Source organism: Providencia sp. PROV210, assembly GCF_028479445.1.
Classification (GTDB): domain Bacteria; phylum Pseudomonadota; class Gammaproteobacteria; order Enterobacterales; family Enterobacteriaceae; genus Providencia; species Providencia rustigianii.
This window is the reverse complement of the sequence record NZ_JAMPNQ010000011.1, coordinates 46,107-64,145: the sequence shown is the minus strand read 5'-3', so window position 1 is coordinate 64,145 and position 18,039 is coordinate 46,107. Positions and strand designations below refer to the sequence as shown.

Here is an 18,039-nt window from a genome sequence, read left to right as displayed (position 1 = left end):
AGGCTGTCATGACTCAACAGACTTTCCTTGTGGAAATCGGCACAGAAGAGTTACCGCCGAAGGCTCTTCGTTCATTAGCCGAATCCTTTGCAGCAAATTTTACTGCTGAATTAGATGGCGCAGATATTTCTCATGGTGCCGTAACTTGGTTTGCAGCACCTCGTCGTTTGGCTCTAAAAGTGGCAAATCTTGCAGCTGCTCAGCCAGATCGCGAAGTTGAAAAGCGTGGTCCAGCGATTTCTCAAGCATTTGATGCCGAAGGTAAACCAACTAAAGCGGCTGAAGGTTGGGCTCGTGGTTGTGGGATCACGGTAGATCAAGCTGAGCGTTTAACGACGGATAAAGGTGAGTGGTTACTGTATCGTGCTCAAATGAAAGGGCAAGCTGTCAGTGAATTACTGATTGATATGGTTAGCCGTTCATTGTCGAAATTACCGATTCCAAAATTAATGCGTTGGGCAGATAAAGAAACCCAGTTTGTACGCCCAGTACATACGGTCACTTTACTTCTTGGCAGCGATGTTGTTGAAGGTGAAATTCTTGGTATCAAGAGCGGTCGTACTATCCGTGGTCACCGTTTTATGGGTGAAGCTGAGTTTACTATCGACAACGCGGACCAATACCCAGAAATTCTTCGTGAACGCGGTAAAGTCATCGCTGACTATGAAACACGAAAAGCGACAATTAAAGCGGACTCAGAAAAAGCTGCTCAGGCGCTGGGTGGTAAAGCTGATTTAACAGAAAGCTTGCTGGAGGAAGTGACTTCTCTGGTTGAGTGGCCTGTAGTATTAACGGCAAAATTTGAAGAGAAGTTCTTAGACGTTCCTTCAGAAGCGCTGGTCTATACCATGAAAGGCGACCAAAAATATTTCCCTGTTTATGATAATGCTGGCAAATTAATGCCAAACTTTATCTTTGTGGCAAATATTGAGTCTTCTGATCCACAACAAATTATCTCTGGTAACGAAAAAGTGGTTCGTCCACGTTTAGCGGATGCGGAGTTTTTCTTTAAAACTGACCGTAAGCAGCGTTTAGAAGATAATTTGCCACGCTTAGAAACCGTATTGTTCCAGCAGCAACTGGGAACATTACGTGATAAAACCGACCGTTTAGAAGCTTTATCAGGCTGGATCGCGAGTAAAATTGGGGCAGATGTTAACCATGCAACCCGTGCAGGCTTACTGGCGAAATGTGATTTGATGACCAATATGGTCTTTGAATTCACTGATACTCAAGGTGTTATGGGCATGCACTATGCTCGCCACGATGGTGAGTCAGAAGATGTTGCTTTAGCACTAAAAGAACAATATCAGCCACGTTTTGCAGGTGATGAATTGCCATCTACCGATGTTTCTGCGGCATTAGCATTAGCAGAAAAAATGGATACCCTTGCTGGTATTTTCGGTATTGGTCAGCACCCTAAAGGGGATAAAGACCCATTTGCTTTACGCCGCGCAGCACTGGGTGTGTTACGTATTATTGTTGAGAAAGGCTACCAGCTTGATCTTGTTGAAATGACACAAGAAGCGGTACGTCTGTATGGCGATAAACTGACAAACAAAAATGTGGTCGATGATGTGGTTGAGTTTATGCTGGGTCGCTTCCGTTCTTGGTACCAAGAATTGGGCTATAGCATTGATGCCATCCAAGCTGTGTTAGCACGTCGTCCAACTCAGCCTGCTGATTTTGACGCACGAGTAAAAGCGGTGACGCATTTCCGCTCTTTAGATGAAGCTCAAGCGTTAGCAGCTGCAAACAAACGTGTCTCTAATATCTTGAGTAAGTCAGATGAAAAACTCGCGGATAGCGTGTTAGCTTCTGTTCTGAAAACACCTGAAGAAGTGAAATTAGCAACGCATCTAGTTGTACTGCAAGATAAATTGGCCCCGATGTTTGCAGAGCGTAATTACCAAGAAGCATTGGTTGAGTTAGCCTCTTTACGTGAAGTGGTTGATGAGTTCTTCGCGAATGTCATGGTTATGGATGAAGATCCCGCTGTACGTAATAACCGCTTAACGTTATTAAGCCAGCTTCGCGAGTTATTCTTAAAAGTTGCAGATATTTCCGTCCTGCAATAGATTGATTTTTAGTCAATTATTTTCTGAGTAAGAAAATAATGCCAAAAAAATGAATTACTCCAGCTAGACATAAATAAGCGCTAAAATATTTTTAGCGCTTATTTTTTGCCCAAAATTGAGGCGGAAACTAAGAAACCATACCATTTTGATGGTTTTATCAGCATACGAACAGTTTTAGCAAAAAATAGGGTTGACGATCCCCATTCTTGGCAGTATTATTCACACCGTTTTCGGCGAGTAGCGCAGCTTGGTAGCGCAACTGGTTTGGGACCAGTGGGTCGGAGGTTCGAATCCTCTCTCGCCGACCAAATTCCAAAGCCCACCTCATAGAGGTGGGTTTTTTCGTTTTTACCATTCCCATTTTTATCCTCTATTTCTTTTGATTGTATAAAGAAGTTCAAAATCCTTACTTGGTCTTTCCTCTTATTTTTATTCGTTATCCACCTGTTGGCATTTTAATCGCTATTTCGTTAAAACACCTTGATGATATATAAATCAGTAAATAATTCATTATCGTATAAAAAACAGGCAAAACAATAAATTATCAAATAGTTTTATATAAATTCTATTTGGAATTTTATACCGTCATTTTTTGCATTGAACCCTATTTTCGTTCAGTAATTCAGCACTTAATCACAAATATACAAATATTTAACCTCCCTATAAAAATCTATTCATTATTATTTCTGTGGTTTTAACGGCTACTTATTAAACATTTTGATAACATTTCAAACTGATTTTTTACTAAAATCATTCTTAATATGTTATTTAAGATAAATGCTAGCAGTGAATGATGCTATTGACGAAATGGTTTCCAGTTGATTAATTGCTCAATGAATAACAAAAAATACAGATACGGAATCTGTCTTGTTCAAGAAGATTTCAGTATTCAATAAAACAACATAACACCACACGCCACAGGAGCATTACCAATGACGCTCTCTATGAAGAAGACAGGTTTTTTAACAGTCGGTTTAACATTAGCTGCATTAGCAGTTTCTGCGTCTGTACAAGCTAAGACTTTAGTCTATTGCTCTGAAGGTTCACCTGAAGGGTTTAACCCGCAGCTATTCACTTCTGGAACCACCTACGATGCGAGCTCAATCCCGCTATATAACCGCTTAGTTGAATTCAAGTTGGGTACAACAGAGATTGAACCGGGCTTAGCTGAAAGTTGGGAAGTGAGTGATGATGGGAAGGTCTACACGTTCCATCTTCGTAAAGGGGTGAAATGGCACTCGAACAAAGATTTCAAGCCAAGTCGCGATTTTAATGCGGATGATGTCATCTACACATTCATGCGTCAAAAAGATCCTAATCATCCATATCACAAAGTTTCTGGCGGAAGCTATGAATACTTTATGGGAATGGATATGGATAAGATTATCGACAAAGTGGAAAAAGTTGATGATAACACCGTTCGCGTAACTTTAACTCGCCCAGAGTCTCCGTTCCTAGCTGATATGGCGATGGACTTTGCATCAATCCTGTCTGCGGAATATGCAGACCAAATGATGAAAGCCAAAACGCCAGAGAAAGTGGATCTTAACCCAATTGGTACGGGGCCTTTTGAACTACAACAGTATCAAAAAGACTCCCGTATTCTGTATAAAGCGAATAAAAACTATTGGGGTAATGTACCGAAAATTGATCGTTTAGTTTTCTCTATCACGCCTGATGCTTCTGTTCGTTATGCAAAATTGCAAAAAAATGAGTGCCAAGTCATGCCATATCCAAATCCGGCTGATTTGGAACGCATGAGAAATGATAAAGAAATTACATTGATGGAACAGCCGGGTCTGAACGTGGGTTATCTCTCGTATAACGTTGAGAAAAAGCCACTGGATAACCAAAAAGTCCGTCAGGCACTATCTATGGCAGTGGACAAAGATGCCATTATCCAAGCGGTATATCAGGGTGCAGGCCAAAAAGCGAAAAACTTAATTCCACCGACTATGTGGGGTTATAACGACGGCATCAAAGATACTGAGTACAACCCTGAAAAAGCGAAAAAATTACTGGCTGAAGCTGGCTTCCCTGAAGGTTTTGAAATCGATCTATGGGCGATGCCAGTACAACGTCCATATAACCCAAATGCGCGCCGAATGGCTGAAATGATCCAAGCGGACTGGGCAAAGATTGGCGTTAAATCAAAAGTCGTTAGCTATGAGTGGGGTGAATACCTAAAGCGTGCGAAGAGCGGCGAGCCTCAAACTGTAATGATGGGTTGGACTGGCGACAACGGGGATCCGGATAACTTCTTTGCTACGTTATTTAGCTGCGCAGCTAAAAAACAAGGTTCTAACTACTCCAAATGGTGTAACCAGAGCTTTGAAGATGTGATTCAGCCGGCTCGAATGACCTCTGACCATAACAAGCGCGTTGAGCTATATAAGCAAGCTCAAGTTGTCATGAACGAGCAAGCGCCAGCGCTGATCATCGCTCACTCAACCGTGTTTGAGCCAGTGCGCAAAGAAGTCAAAGGCTACGTGGTTGATCCATTAGGTAAGCACCACTTTGAAAATGTAGATATTGATAAGTAATTGTTTTTAATCTGCAAATGCCCTTCGTTGCCTTTGCGTAACGGAGGGCGTTTTCTCCTCTGATGTCCAGAAGAAACAGATAGATTTGGTTATTTGTGAGCAGATGGAAACATTGTTTTTTCTGACTAGCCAAACGGACTAAGAGCCGTCAACGGCATTATTAAAGAGACTCAGGATATGCTGCAATTTATCCTCCGACGACTGGGGCTTGTGATCCCCACATTTATCGGTATCACGCTACTGACGTTTGCCTTTGTTCATATGATCCCGGGCGATCCGGTTACCATTATGGCGGGTGAACGCGGTTTATCACCTGAACGACATGCGTATCTCATGGCTGAATTAGGGCTCGACCAGCCACTTTGGAAGCAATATCTTCACTACCTGAACGGCATTATGCACGGTGATTTAGGGATTTCCTTAAAAAGCCGCATTGGTGTTTGGGAAGAATTCGTCCCACGCTTTTTTGCAACAGTGGAACTTGCCACATGCGCAATGATTTTCGCTATCTCGGTGGGAATTCCTGTAGGCGTTCTCGCCGCAGTAAAACGAGGCTCTATCTTTGATCATACGGCGATCGGGCTTTCTCTAACAGGTTACTCAATGCCGATCTTCTGGTGGGGGATCATGTTGATCATGCTGGTCTCCGTTCAATGGGATCTAACGCCGGTTGCTGGGCGGGTGAGTGATACCGTATTTATTGACGATTCAAATCCGCTAACGGGTTTTATGCTGATTGATACCCTAATTTGGGGAGAGGACGGGGACTTTAAAGACGCGGTTGCACATTTGATTTTACCATCAATTGTATTGGGTACCATCCCTCTTGCAGTCATTGTCCGGATGACACGTTCGGCGATGCTGGAAGTACTAGGGGAAGATTATATCCGTACTGCAAGAGCAAAAGGTGTAAGCCGTGCTCGCGTAATTTTAATCCACGCTTTACGTAATGCATTATTACCTGTGGTGACGGTGATTGGTTTACAGGTTGGCGTCATGTTGGCAGGGGCGATTTTAACAGAAACTATTTTCTCATGGCCGGGACTCGGTCGCTGGTTAATTGAGGGGCTACAACGCCGAGATTATCCAGTGGTACAAGGTGGGGTTTTATTGATTGCAGTCTTGATCATTCTTGTGAACCTCTTAGTAGATGTGTTGTACGGCATCGTTAACCCTCGTATTCGTCATAAGAAATAAGGAGCGCGAAAATGTCTCAAACGACTGAATCTAAAGTTGTCAGCGCCCCTAAGCCGATGACGCCATTGCAAGAATTTTGGCACTATTTTAAACGTAACAAAGGTGCCGTTGTCGGGATGTTCTATATCATCCTGATGGTATTGATTGCGATTTTCGCAGGTGTGCTGGCTCCCCATGCGCCAGATGAGCAGTTCCGCGATTATTTACTCAACCCACCAGTGTGGATGGAAGGGGGAAGTTGGCAATTCATTTTAGGAACGGATGATGTTGGACGCGATTTACTCTCTCGCCTAATGTATGGCGCAAGGTTATCACTGTTAGTTGGCTGCCTCGTTGTTGTGTTATCTCTGATAATGGGGGTCACTATCGGCGTAATTGCGGGCTATTTTGGTGGTGTGATCGATGCTCTCATTATGCGCGCCGTGGACATTATGTTGGCATTACCTAGCTTATTATTGGCTCTGGTACTGGTGGCGATTTTCGGTCCTTCCATTGTTAATGCCTCAATCGCATTAACCTTTGTCGCTCTACCTCACTATATTCGACTCACCCGAGCTTCGGTATTGGTGGAGGTGAACCGTGATTATGTCACTGCCTCTCGTGTTGCGGGGGCTGGGGCGCTGCGTCAAATGTTCGTTAATATTTTACCTAACTGTCTTGCCCCCTTAATTGTTCAGGCATCGTTAGGGTTTTCAAATGCCATTCTTGATATGGCTGCCTTGGGTTTTCTGGGAATGGGAGCACAGCCTCCAACACCAGAATGGGGAACCATGTTGTCTGATGTATTGCAATTTGCACAGAGCGCTTGGTGGGTTGTGACGTTCCCTGGATTAGCAATTTTATTAACTGTATTAGCGTTTAACCTGATGGGTGATGGTTTACGCGATGCATTTGATCCAAAACTCAAGCAGTGATGAGGTAAATCTAATGGCATTGTTAAATGTAGAACAACTTTCGGTTCACTTTGGTGACGAAGGAACCCCGTTTCGCGCCGTTGACCGCATCAGCTATAGTGTTGAAAAAGGGCAGGTTGTTGGGATTGTCGGTGAGTCAGGTTCAGGGAAATCAGTGAGCTCTCTGGCTATTATGGGATTAATCGATTATCCCGGAAAAGTCATGGCACAATCCTTACTGTTCGATGGCCGTGATCTGCTATCTATTCCTGAAAAAGAGCGCCGACAAATTGTCGGTGCTGATGTGGCGATGATTTTCCAAGACCCAATGACCAGTCTGAATCCTTGCTTCACGGTGGGATACCAGATTATGGAAGCGCTGAAGGTTCACCAAGGGGGAAATAAAAGTACCCGTAAACAGCGTGCAATCGACCTACTCAATATGGTGGGAATTCCAGATCCACAATCACGTCTCGATGTTTATCCCCATCAATTATCCGGTGGAATGAGCCAACGAGTGATGATTGCGATGGCGATTGCCTGCCGCCCAAAATTACTGATTGCGGATGAACCCACCACGGCGCTCGATGTGACTATTCAGGCACAAATCATCGAACTATTGCTGGAATTACAGCAGCAAGAAAACATGGCATTAGTGCTGATCACCCATGACTTAGCCTTAGTTTCTGAAGCGGCTCACCATATTATTGTGATGTATGCGGGACAAGTGGTGGAATCAGCCAAAGCGAAGGATATTTTTAAGCATCCGAGACACCCTTATACCCAAGCGTTATTACGCGCCTTGCCGGAGTTTGCCAGCAATAAATCGCGTTTGGCATCGTTACCGGGGGTTGTTCCAGGGAAATATGACCGACCACAAGGTTGCTTACTCAATCCCCGTTGTCCCTATGCGACAGATCGCTGTCGAGAAGAAGAGCCAGAATTACAAACGATAGGGGATCGTCAAGTGAAATGCCATATGCCGCTGGATGATATGGGGAGACCAACATTATGAGTGAGCAACGTACAAATGGAACTCCGTTACTTAAAGCGGTGGATTTGAAAAAATATTATTCCATCAAAGGAGGACTCTTTTCAAAAGAGAAAACCCTAAAAGCGTTGGATGGTGTTTCTTTCGAATTAGAAAAAGGCAAAACCCTCGCGGTTGTTGGTGAGTCGGGCTGTGGTAAATCTACTTTGGGTCGCTTGTTAACCATGATAGAGCAGCCCTCTGAAGGGGAGCTATATTATCAAGATCAAAACTTATTAGTCGAAGATAAAGCGGCAGAAAAATTGCGTCGCCAAAAAATTCAGATTGTGTTTCAAAATCCTTATGGCTCCTTAAACCCACGTAAAAAAGTAGGACAGATTCTTGAAGAACCACTGATCATCAACACATCGCTGACGAAAGAGCAGCGTAAAGAAAAAGTGTTGTCGATGATGGCAAAAGTTGGTCTGAAAACAGAGCACTATAGCCGCTATCCACACATGTTTTCTGGTGGTCAGCGTCAGCGTATTGCTATCGCACGCGGATTGATGCTTGATCCTGATATCGTCGTGGCGGATGAACCTGTATCTGCACTCGATGTTTCTGTACGTGCGCAAGTTTTGAACCTGATGATGGATTTGCAGCAGGAGCTAGGACTTTCGTATGTGTTTATTTCCCATGACTTATCGGTGGTTGAACATATTGCGGATGAGGTGATGGTGATGTATTTAGGGCGTTGTGTGGAAAAAGGGACTAAAGAGCAAATTTTTAATAACCCTCTACATCCTTATACGCAGGCGTTACTTTCAGCAACACCTCGCTTAAATCCAGATATGCGACGTGACCGTATCAAGCTAACTGGCGAGTTACCTAGTCCGCTAAATCCACCACCAGGGTGTGCTTTTGCGGCTCGCTGCCGACGTGCATTTGGTACCTGTACTCAATCTCAGCCTGCGTTAACGAATTACCATGAGCAATTGGTTGCTTGTTTCGCCGTTGAAGAAGATGAAAAACAGGGTATTGCAGTAAATTAATCACCTAAAACGGCAGAAAGTAAAATTCTGCCGTTTATTTATACGGCTCTCATTCCCCATAGCGGTTAATTTGGAGATTATCCCAAATACGCAATCTTTCTTTTCTAAAGATGCTCTTTTACGTCTAAAATCAAGTATACTATTCCTCCTATTTTTTTCTTTGAAAAAACAGTTTGCATCAGGAAGGTTGTGGGAATGAACATCCGAGTCCAGCGCTCACTAACGTTTAAGAGTATGATCGTATTCTTTGTGATTACGTTACTTTTTCTCGCCCTTTTTTTAACTATTCAATTCACCTATCTTTTGGATCAGCGCAAGCAAGATTATCTAAATCAGCTGAGTAATGCGGTGGTTCAAATTCAAAAGCCATTAACAGATTCACTATTGAGCTCAGATTTAAATGAAGCGAAAAGGTTGTTAGTGAGCTTGAAGACTTCCGGGATTATGGGTAATGCGATTGTGACCGTTGATAATGTCACCGTCATGAATTTAAGTTTTTCGACGCCGAAACCGATCCCAGAATGGTCATTACCGATGATTGGTATCCCCGTGGAAGTCACGGTGCCCTTGTATGCGTATGGTACGATGGCTCCATTAGCTAAACCTCAAGGGTATTTGACGCTTCGGGTTGATTCGAATCGTGTATATCGTTTCGCACTGAATACCTTTGCGTTACTCACCACCACTTACTTGCTATTGGCATTGATTATTGCCATCGCGATGACTTGGTGTGTCAGCCGGATGATCGTGAGACCACTGCGTAAAATGGCCAGCGAATTACAGTCTTCTCAAGCGGTTAATCATCTGGAAACACCTGAATATCATCAAGATGATGAACTGGGACTATTGGCCAAAGGTTATAATCGTCAAATAAAACGACAAAATTCAGATTAAGCCATGAACATGTTCTGAGGTTTGTGGTCTAATATCATTACATATACCTATCAGATTGTTAGTGCTGAAGTTCGGGTGATTAATATGTTGATTAACAATGATAATGCTTCAGGTTGCTGAGGCGTGCCCAATACTCGCAATAACATGCAACGATGGTTTCTCGGGTATAGTGATAAATAGAAATTTGATAAAACCAAATTATGTCGCTTAACCTGATAAATTAGCGCTTTTCGTTAATTCATTTGTTGCAATTTACGGTTAAATACAAGGATATAAAAAACATAGGGGTCTACATGCAGGGCTTGAAAGTTCGGTATATTATCGGTGTTGTTCTCTTGTCAGTGACTGGTTTCTCCAGTGCTGAAGCATTACAACCTGATCCAGCATGGCAGCAAGGAAAGCTAGAGAATGGCTTTAATTGGCAGTTATTACAAACACCACAACGCCCAAATGATCGCATTCAACTTCGGTTAGCTATTAAAACGGGTTCATTGTCAGAAAAGGCCAGTGAAAAGGGTTACAGCTATCTGCTTCCTAGAATGGCGTTGTACCATCAAACTGAAGCGTTCCCAGCTAGCGTATTACAAGATTTTTGGCGTCAGGCTAGTGATCCTGACATGCCACTTCCTCCAGCGGTTGTCTCTTACGACTACACAATTTATAGCTTAAGCTTACCAAATAACCGTCCTGATTTAGTTAAACAGGCGTTAAATTGGTTAGCAACTTCGGTAGCTGGTGCAAAATATACAGAAACCTCGCTACATAACGGACTTACCGTTAAAAATCTTCCTGTTGCAACCTTACCTGTCAATGCCAATGATCCTGTTTGGCGTGCGCGTTTAAATGGGTCTGCGATGTTAGGTTATGACCCTGGTCAGAAACCAAACGGCAATGTGGATTTGGCGAGTGTGAATTCGTTTTACCAAAAATGGTATACCCCTGATGTGATGACATTATATGTCGCGGGTCATGTCGACGCTCGCATGTTATCAGACAGCATTACTCAAGCCTTCTCCCCTTTAGAAGGTAAGCGTTCTGAGCCTGTTGCGGTTGCAGTATTATCGGCAGTGAAGCCACAAGCCATCGATATTCTTCAAGAAAACCAATCAAAGGATACGTTATCGTTGATTTGGGATATTGATTGGTTGCCGATTAAGGATTCCAATGTTCTTCTACGTTACTGGGGTAGTGATTTAGCCCGTGAAGCGATTTATCGTTCATTACAGAGAACTTTTAACCAGAAGTTTCCTGGGAATGAAGTGACTTCTGGATTAGATTGCCGAGTACAATACCAAAAAGCGAGTTGTACACTGGCAGTGACTGCGTCACCAGAAAAAATGGCGGCAGTATCGGATGTGATGCTGAGTGAGCTAGCGACGATTAATCAGAATGGTATTGATCCCGAACTGTTTAATGCCATGATGAAAGAGAAACAACTGCAATTATCTCAGCTGTTTGCTGCGTACGCGCGTACCAGTACAGATGTATTAATCAGCCAGCGTTTGATTTCTCAGCAAAATGGTGTGGTGGATATCGCCCCAGAACAGTATCAATTGCTAAGACAGACATTCTTAGGCTCTCAGAATATTGATCAAGTGAATATGGAAGCGCGTCGTTTACTTTCTCAAGAGGCTGCAATTGTATTAGCTCAGCCAAAAGAAAAACAGACGATGGATGCCGAGCAAATTCGCCAAAAATTCACTCAAACTTTGTGGCCAACACTGCCTGTTCCTGTTGTTGATGCATCGCCAGAAGCTTCAAAAGTAGTTGAACAGCAAGAGAATGAGCCAGCACCAGCGTTGCCAATTCCCAAGCCGCTGACGCGTTGATTATTGTTTGTTTGGCATAGATAAAAATAGCCCTCTTGGGCTATTTTTTATTGAGCAGTCAGCAGCGATTCCACGGCATTAATCAACATACCTCGTTCATCACGATTATCCACAAAACCAGCAACACAGGTTTGAGTTTCAGGTTCGTAGTATGCTACTGATCCCCAAAAACCTAAGTGAAAGTAAAGTGTTATACCATTGACCTTTTTAGCCATTATACCAAGGCGATAATGTTCAGCTCCCTCATGAGTTCCCATTCTCAACATGGTATTCAAGGTTTCAGGACTAGTAAAAATCTTGCCAGTAAACAGTGCCTCAAAAAATAGTGCCATTTGTTTCGATGACATTACCAGGCCGCCGCCGCCATACGTATCCATTGACGGGTGCACATCTGTACAATCCAGTTTGCCCAAATATTGTCTAGCTCTAGGCTCTGTTGTCGTTGGTGCCTCCAAATATTCCCAATAGGCTGTTTTCAGCCCAACCTCATCAAATCTGAGTAGCTCCCTAACGGCCTCGCCAAGAGGAAGTCGGGTTGCACGTTCAATAATGTCCCCTAACAGAATGTATCCAGTATCGGAGTAAATAAACGCTTCTGAAGGGCCAAACAGCGGAAAATCTTGTTGAACATAGCGTTCAATTTGCTCTAAGCGGCTCCATTGATAATCCGGTTGCTTTAGAACATCTTTAAGGTAATTCGCATCTGCGTGATCCAGTAATCCGCTACTATGGCTCAGTAAATGGGCGATGGTTATTGCATCAATATCATATTTTTGAGCCAGTAATTGGCTAAATTTAGGGGAAATATAATGGGAAATACTGTCTTCAATGAATAATGCCCCCATTTCTGCAAGACGCAGAATTGCTGCCGCTGTAAACGGTTTGGTATTACTAGCGATGCGTAGAGGGGTATCTATTGTTAAGGAATTTCCGACAAGGTCATGACCTCTAGCACAGAATGAGCCAACACTGTTTTGACGTTGATTATGGTAGTAAAGCACCACACCGCAAGGTAAATCTGTTAACTGAGAAATTGACATGTCAGGCATCCTTTGGGATTAGATTCCAATATCTTAGCGAGTTTATTCGAGGAAAATGCATTCATTAAATGCGGTGAAGCGTTGAAGTGGATGATTACCACAATAAATGAGGTCAGCATCACATTCAAAGCGAAGAATTTTGCCTAGTGCTAATGGTCATTGATTTTATTCAGTGCTCAGGTATTTTTGTTCTTTCTATAAGAATAATAAGTACTCACCAACATCACATTGAAAGAAAGGTAAGGAAGCAGCATGAGTAATTCCGATAGATTTATGCGTCGCCTAGGTTTACGTTACCCGATTATCCAAGCGCCAATGGCGGGAGTTTCAACTCCCTCGTTAGCCGCCGCAGTAAGTGAAGCAGGTGGACTTGGCTCTTTAGGATTGGGGGCTAGCACTGTTGAACAGGCAAGAACGATGATGACAGCCACTAAAGCACTGACTGACCAACCATTTAATGTGAATGTATTTTGCCATCGTCCTCCTCAGCGTAATGACCAAAATGAACATGCATGGATCGAGTGTTTAACTCCCTTATTTCAACAATTTAATGCCATCCCTCCAGAGCAATTAAATGAGATTTATCTCTCATTTTTAGATAACCCTGAAATGTTGCAACTCCTTTTAGACATGAAGCCTGCGGTTGTCAGCTTTCATTTCAATATTCCGTCCCCCGAGATAGTGAAAGCTTTGCAGGGGCGTGGGATTTATACCATGGCGACGGCGACAAATTTGCATGAAGCTCGGCAGATTGAGCTGGCTGGTATTGATGCGATTGTTGCTCAGGGAATTGAAGCTGGCGGTCATCGAGGAATGTTTGATGTACAAGCAATAGATCAAGAATTAACAACAAATCAGCTGGTTATACAGCTGGTCAAACAGACACAATTACCGATTATCGCTGCTGGTGGCGTGATGAATGGCGAAGATATTAATGATGCGCTGGCAAACGGTGCGGCGGCTGCACAGCTAGGAACTGTATTTTTGTTGTGTCCTGAATCGGCAGCAACAGAAGGATATCGCCGCAAATTAAAAAGCCAGACATCAGATAATACGGTGTTAACTACCGCTATTTCAGGGCGTCCTGCTCGGGGGATTCTCAACCCATTGATTCAACTGGCAGAGCAATATGGTACCGACAAATTACCTGATTATCCCGTTGCCTACGATGTTGCTAAACAACTTCATCGGGCGGCTCTAAAGTGTGGAAATGATGGTTTTGCGGCTTATTGGGCTGGGCAGAAAGTGGCGAGATCTCGGGAAATGAGTGCAAAAACATTAATGGAAACATTGATTAAAGAGATGAGCTAAATAGCGGGGGAATGGGATTTCTCCATTCCCCAACTAAGTTAAGGTGCAATAACCTCTTCTTGGCTGCCTTTAGGTTCATCAGTGGCAATCCATGCCGCACAGAATAGTGTCAATCGCGCAAAGAAATAGAAAAACGCCATCAAGCCAAGTACCGAACCAAATGCGGCACCAGAAGGTGAGGATGCGAGGCTCGGTAAAATCCACGTCATCACCGATTTAATAATTTCAAAGCCGATAGCCGCCAATAATGTTCCTTTTAGGAGTGAACGGCGGCGGTGTTGCATACGCGGCAGTATCCAAAAAATCCATAAAAATAATAAGAAATTAGCGGCGATAGAAATGGTTAAACCAATCAGTGTCCATACGGGACGTAGCCATTCGATACTGTCTAAACCGAGTGTGCTGACAATCGTTGCCTGTGCCGATCCTGCTACTGAGGTAAGCGTAATGGTCACAATCAAGGCAATCAGTAGGCCAATCAAGGCCAAAAAATCACGTACGTAGCGGAAAATAATATTTTCTTGTTCTGCTTGGTTGTGTTCCCAAACGGGACGTGATTGCGCCAAAATGGCTAAGCGTAAGTTATTTACCCAGTTAACCCCAGAGTAGACCGCTAATGCTAAACCCGTTAACCCAACTGTGGTACGTTGGCGAATTGCGGTATCAATGGTTTGCTCCAGAGTATTTGCCAGAGTTGGGTCTGTAATATTGGCAGAGATTCCACGGACTAATTTCTCAAGCAATTCAGGGTTGCTAGCTAATACAAAACCCGCTGCTGCAAAGCTAAACATCAGTACGGGGATTAATGATAAAAAGGAAAAATAGGTAATCGCAGCGCCAAACTGATTTCCCATGCGGTCAGTAAAGCGTTGAGCAGTACGAATTAAGTGAGCGATAAAAGGAATATCACAAACAAAATCGACTACGCGCATGGAAAATGAAAGTGCTTTTTTACTTCCATCCAAGCTTTTATTGAGCGTGGATTTGAGTTTACTTTCGTCTTTTGGTTGTTCATTTTGCATGTTTGACATGCGTTCCCCTTTTTTCACTACTTATCAAAATATGCTTATAATTCACGGTGCTAGATTATTTTATACTATAGCTTAAGTTTGCCGATAATTTCACACTAATGCCGTTATTGATCCAAAATTCGGCATTAGCGTGAAAGAAAAGTCAGAAAATAATGATTTGATTAAGTGGTGATTTTTTAATTACAGAGCATCTTTAAAGGTTTTTAATTCTGCTTCAGCTTCTTGAAGTTCGGTTTTGGCTTCAGCTAATTTACGTTCACGTTTGGCGACTTTATCGGTATCCCCTTTCTGAATACTTTCTTGCAATTCAGCTTCACGTTCTTTTACTTCTTGCAGTTTTTCTGCCACATCTTTTTGGCTATCTTTATACAGTGATTCTGGAGTGCAATAGCGATTAACGTTGTCTAGTGCTCGCTGTAAACCGTCAAGGCGATGGTTATTACCATTAGCTTTGGCGTATTCAATTTGCTTTTCAATATTCTGTTTTTTGATTTCACAGCCATTAGGTGATTTAGCGGCTAATGCATGAGTATTTAATGAAAAAATAGCAAGAATCGATGCTGCAACAAATACTGTTTTCATTTGTTTTCCTTATAGAGTTTCTAATTTAATTTAGGGTAACTTTTTATATAAAAAAGGTCATGCAATATTTGTTGTGTTTTGAAGCTATGACAATTACCTCTAATTTTAGCTATAATGGCGCGAAAGAATTTATTCGGTCTATTTTTTATTCAACAGACCCTCTTTACAGACTCTATTTAATAGCCGAAAAAGTGGCTGTTAAAAATCCCTCAGGAAATAAACGCGACATGTTAAGTTATCGTCACAGCTTTCACGCAGGCAACCACGCAGATGTTCTTAAGCATACTGTTCAGAGCCTGATCATTGAATCTCTTAAAGAAAAAGAGAAGCCCTTTCTGTATCTGGATACTCACTCCGGCGCGGGTCGTTATCAATTAACGAGTGAGCATTCAGAAAAAACGGGTGAATATCTCGAAGGGATTTCGCGTATTTGGGATCAACCAGATTTACCAGAAGAACTGCAACCCTATATGAGTATCGTGCGTCGTTTAAATGAAAACGGTCGTTTACGTTATTATCCGGGGTCCCCATTATTGGCTAAACATTTGCTGCGTGAGGACGATAAACTGATTTTAACGGAATTACATTCAAGTGATTATCCGTTATTGCGTGCTGAATTTTTAAAAGATCACCGTGCGCAAGTCTCCCGTGAAGATGGTTATCAACAATTAAAATCAAAACTACCACCACAAAGCCGTCGAGGCTTTATGTTGATGGACCCGTCTTATGAGATGAAGTCTGATTATGAAACGGTCGTGAAAGGGGTTGTTGAAGGTTATAAACGCTTTGCTACTGGTACATACGCCATCTGGTATCCTGTTGTTTTACGCCAACAAATTAAGCGTATGGTGAACCAGTTAGAAGCGACTGGTATCCGCAGAATTCTTCAAATTGAATTGGCAGTACGCCCGGATAGTGACCAACGCGGTATGACGGCTTCCGGTATGATCGTGATTAATCCGCCTTGGAAACTTGAACAGCAAATGAAAAATGTATTGCCATGGTTGCATAAAACGCTGGTGCCAGAAGGCACTGGGCATACATTAGTTGAGTGGATTGTACCTGAGTAACAATAGACTCTAGCTATTGCAGTAACAGGCAATAGCTATCTTAAATGTTTATGTTTACATAGCATAATAAGAGAATATTAACGTATTCGTAATTCAACAAATGGGAATCACCAAGTTATGAGCAAACATTACGACTATATTGCAATTGGCGGCGGTAGCGGCGGTATTGCGTCAATGAACCGTGCGGCGATGTACGGACAAAAGTGTGCCCTGATTGAAGGTAAAGAGTTAGGTGGCACTTGTGTTAACGTCGGTTGTGTACCGAAAAAAGTGATGTGGCATGCAGCGCAAATTTCTGAAGCAATTCGCGCCTATGGTCCAGACTATGGTTTCGATACCACTATCAATGATTTCAACTGGAAGAAATTAATTGAGAGCCGTACTGCTTATATCGACCGTATCCACCAATCTTACGATCGCGTACTTGGCAATAACAAAGTCGATGTGATCAAAGGTTTTGCTCGTTTTGTTGATGCCCATACTGTTGAAGTTAATGGCGAAATTTATACGGCAGATCATATTCTGATTGCAACGGGCGGTCGTCCGGTGATCCCAACCATTCCTGGTGCAGAATACGGTATGACTTCCGATGGTTTCTTTGAACTAGAAGCCTTGCCAAAACGTGTTGCGGTAGTCGGTGCGGGTTATATTGCAGTTGAATTAGCGGGTGTATTAAATGGCTTAGGTAGCGAAGCCCATTTATTCGTGCGTAAACATGCGCCACTGCGTGCTTTTGATCCGTTAATTGTTGAAACCTTAGTTGAAGTGATGAATACCGAAGGTCCAACACTGCATACCGAGTCTATTCCAAAAGAAGTCGTGAAGAATGCCGATGGCTCCCTGACCTTGAAACTTGAAAATGGCCATGAGCAAACTGTCGATGCGCTGATTTGGGCGATTGGTCGAGAGCCAATGACTGATAATCTGAATCTTGAAGCGACCGGTGTAGAGCTAAATGAAAAAGGCTACATTAAAGTCGACAAATATCAGAATACGAATGTTGCTGGTGTTTATGCTGTGGGTGATAACACGGGTGCAGTTGAGCTGACGCCAGTTGCGGTTGCTGCAGGTCGTCGTCTGTCTGAGCGCCTATTTAACAATAAGCCGGATGAACATTTAGACTACAGTAATATCCCAACCGTGGTATTTAGCCATCCGCCAATTGGTACTGTAGGTCTGACTGAACCTGAAGCTATCGAGAAATATGGCGCAGACGCGGTGAAATGCTACAAATCTTCATTTACTGCAATGTATACGGCAGTCACTTCCCATCGCCAACCATGCCGCATGAAACTGGTGTGTGTCGGTGAAGAAGAGAAGATTGTAGGTATCCACGGTATTGGATTTGGTATGGATGAAATCCTGCAAGGCTTTGCGGTCGCACTGAAAATGGGCGCCACCAAGAAAGATTTCGATAACACCGTCGCTATTCACCCAACTGGTGCAGAAGAGTTTGTGACAATGCGTTAAGTTTCATTTAACTCTCTTTAGCTATAGCAAAAGGCGCAGCGTCAATCTGCGCCTTTTGGCATTTCATGGGGATGATAAT

General features: G+C 43.0%; 14 protein-coding genes and 1 tRNA gene. 12 read left to right on the top strand and 3 right to left on the bottom strand.

Annotated elements, in window-relative coordinates; all coding sequences use genetic code 11:
- Window positions 1–8: 8 nt before the first annotated feature.
- From glyS to PR761_RS08730, 9 genes are all read left to right on the top strand, one after another.
- Entirely contained in the window at window positions 9–2,078 is a 2,070-nt protein-coding gene (glyS, locus tag PR761_RS08770) for a glycine--tRNA ligase subunit beta (RefSeq protein ID WP_006813759.1), read from the top strand.
- A 231-nt stretch (window positions 2,079–2,309) separates the two neighbouring features.
- Window positions 2,310–2,386, top strand: a tRNA-Pro gene (locus PR761_RS08765).
- Between the two features lie 624 nt (window positions 2,387–3,010).
- Window positions 3,011–4,621, top strand: coding sequence for a dipeptide ABC transporter periplasmic-binding protein DppA (dppA, locus tag PR761_RS08760; RefSeq protein WP_039854558.1), 1,611 nt, complete (start codon window positions 3,011–3,013; stop codon window positions 4,619–4,621).
- A gap of 177 nt (window positions 4,622–4,798) precedes the next feature.
- The gene (gene dppB / locus PR761_RS08755) at window positions 4,799–5,818 is read left to right on the top strand and encodes a dipeptide ABC transporter permease DppB (RefSeq protein WP_006813757.1); all 1,020 of its coding nucleotides are present in this window, start codon (window positions 4,799–4,801) and stop codon (window positions 5,816–5,818) included.
- Between the two features lie 11 nt (window positions 5,819–5,829).
- Window positions 5,830–6,732, top strand: a complete 903-nt coding sequence (dppC, locus tag PR761_RS08750; RefSeq protein ID WP_006813756.1) for a dipeptide ABC transporter permease DppC — start codon at window positions 5,830–5,832, stop codon at window positions 6,730–6,732.
- Window positions 6,733–6,745: 13 nt separating this feature from the next.
- Window positions 6,746–7,726: a dipeptide ABC transporter ATP-binding protein gene (dppD, locus tag PR761_RS08745; protein WP_039854553.1), complete on the top strand. Its 981-nt coding sequence runs from the start codon at window positions 6,746–6,748 to the stop codon at window positions 7,724–7,726.
- Window positions 7,723–8,733 carry a dipeptide ABC transporter ATP-binding subunit DppF gene (dppF, locus tag PR761_RS08740; protein ID WP_006813754.1) on the top strand — a complete coding sequence of 337 codons (1,011 nt, stop codon included), beginning with the start codon at window positions 7,723–7,725 and terminating at the stop codon, window positions 8,731–8,733. The genes dppD and dppF overlap by 4 nt, the downstream gene beginning before the upstream one ends.
- 195 nt (window positions 8,734–8,928) lie before the next feature.
- Window positions 8,929–9,627, top strand: a complete 699-nt coding sequence (locus PR761_RS08735) for a HAMP domain-containing protein (RefSeq protein WP_039854550.1) — start codon at window positions 8,929–8,931, stop codon at window positions 9,625–9,627.
- Between the two features lie 293 nt (window positions 9,628–9,920).
- Window positions 9,921–11,456 carry an insulinase family protein gene (locus tag PR761_RS08730; RefSeq protein WP_112835977.1) on the top strand — a complete coding sequence of 512 codons (1,536 nt, stop codon included), beginning with the start codon at window positions 9,921–9,923 and terminating at the stop codon, window positions 11,454–11,456.
- A 47-nt stretch (window positions 11,457–11,503) separates the two neighbouring features.
- Here PR761_RS08730 and PR761_RS08725 read toward each other — a convergent pair whose 3' ends face one another.
- On the bottom strand, window positions 11,504–12,496 hold the full coding sequence (locus tag PR761_RS08725; protein WP_039854544.1) for a serine hydrolase domain-containing protein: 993 nt from the start codon (window positions 12,494–12,496) through the stop codon (window positions 11,504–11,506).
- Between the two features lie 252 nt (window positions 12,497–12,748).
- Here PR761_RS08725 and PR761_RS08720 point away from each other — a divergent pair, with 252 nt between their 5' ends.
- Window positions 12,749–13,807: an NAD(P)H-dependent flavin oxidoreductase gene (locus PR761_RS08720; protein WP_154610896.1), complete on the top strand. Its 1,059-nt coding sequence runs from the start codon at window positions 12,749–12,751 to the stop codon at window positions 13,805–13,807.
- A 38-nt stretch (window positions 13,808–13,845) separates the two neighbouring features.
- Here the strand turns inward: PR761_RS08720 and yhjD are convergent, their stop codons facing one another.
- Both yhjD and PR761_RS08710 read right to left on the bottom strand, forming a co-directional pair.
- Entirely contained in the window at window positions 13,846–14,838 is a 993-nt protein-coding gene (yhjD, locus tag PR761_RS08715) for an inner membrane protein YhjD (RefSeq protein ID WP_115163882.1), read from the bottom strand.
- 180 nt (window positions 14,839–15,018) lie between these two features.
- Window positions 15,019–15,420 (bottom strand): DUF1090 domain-containing protein, encoded by a 402-nt coding sequence (locus PR761_RS08710; RefSeq protein ID WP_006813745.1) that lies wholly within the window; start codon window positions 15,418–15,420, stop codon window positions 15,019–15,021.
- A gap of 227 nt (window positions 15,421–15,647) precedes the next feature.
- Here PR761_RS08710 and PR761_RS08705 point away from each other — a divergent pair, with 227 nt between their 5' ends.
- Both PR761_RS08705 and gorA read left to right on the top strand, forming a co-directional pair.
- Window positions 15,648–16,490: a 23S rRNA (adenine(2030)-N(6))-methyltransferase RlmJ gene (locus PR761_RS08705; RefSeq protein WP_039854902.1), complete on the top strand. Its 843-nt coding sequence runs from the start codon at window positions 15,648–15,650 to the stop codon at window positions 16,488–16,490.
- Between the two features lie 117 nt (window positions 16,491–16,607).
- A complete protein-coding gene (gene gorA, locus PR761_RS08700; RefSeq protein ID WP_006813743.1) occupies window positions 16,608–17,960 on the top strand; it encodes a glutathione-disulfide reductase in 1,353 nt (450 codons plus the stop codon).
- Window positions 17,961–18,039: the final 79 nt, after the last annotated feature.

Excerpts from the sequence above, each read along its gene's own strand:
- glyS (WP_006813759.1), top strand. The coding sequence starts at position 9 with ATGACTCAACAGACTTTCCTTGTGGAAATCGGCACAGAAGAGTTACCG.
- dppA (WP_039854558.1), top strand. The coding sequence starts at position 3,011 with ATGACGCTCTCTATGAAGAAGACAGGTTTTTTAACAGTCGGTTTAACA.
- dppB (WP_006813757.1), top strand. The coding sequence starts at position 4,799 with ATGCTGCAATTTATCCTCCGACGACTGGGGCTTGTGATCCCCACATTT.
- dppC (WP_006813756.1), top strand. The coding sequence starts at position 5,830 with ATGTCTCAAACGACTGAATCTAAAGTTGTCAGCGCCCCTAAGCCGATG.
- dppD (WP_039854553.1), top strand. The coding sequence starts at position 6,746 with ATGGCATTGTTAAATGTAGAACAACTTTCGGTTCACTTTGGTGACGAA.
- dppF (WP_006813754.1), top strand. The coding sequence starts at position 7,723 with ATGAGTGAGCAACGTACAAATGGAACTCCGTTACTTAAAGCGGTGGAT.
- PR761_RS08735 (WP_039854550.1), top strand. The coding sequence starts at position 8,929 with ATGAACATCCGAGTCCAGCGCTCACTAACGTTTAAGAGTATGATCGTA.
- PR761_RS08730 (WP_112835977.1), top strand. The coding sequence starts at position 9,921 with ATGCAGGGCTTGAAAGTTCGGTATATTATCGGTGTTGTTCTCTTGTCA.
- PR761_RS08725 (WP_039854544.1), bottom strand. The coding sequence starts at position 12,496 with ATGTCAATTTCTCAGTTAACAGATTTACCTTGCGGTGTGGTGCTTTAC.
- PR761_RS08720 (WP_154610896.1), top strand. The coding sequence starts at position 12,749 with ATGAGTAATTCCGATAGATTTATGCGTCGCCTAGGTTTACGTTACCCG.
- yhjD (WP_115163882.1), bottom strand. The coding sequence starts at position 14,838 with ATGTCAAACATGCAAAATGAACAACCAAAAGACGAAAGTAAACTCAAA.
- PR761_RS08710 (WP_006813745.1), bottom strand. The coding sequence starts at position 15,420 with ATGAAAACAGTATTTGTTGCAGCATCGATTCTTGCTATTTTTTCATTA.
- PR761_RS08705 (WP_039854902.1), top strand. The coding sequence starts at position 15,648 with ATGTTAAGTTATCGTCACAGCTTTCACGCAGGCAACCACGCAGATGTT.
- gorA (WP_006813743.1), top strand. The coding sequence starts at position 16,608 with ATGAGCAAACATTACGACTATATTGCAATTGGCGGCGGTAGCGGCGGT.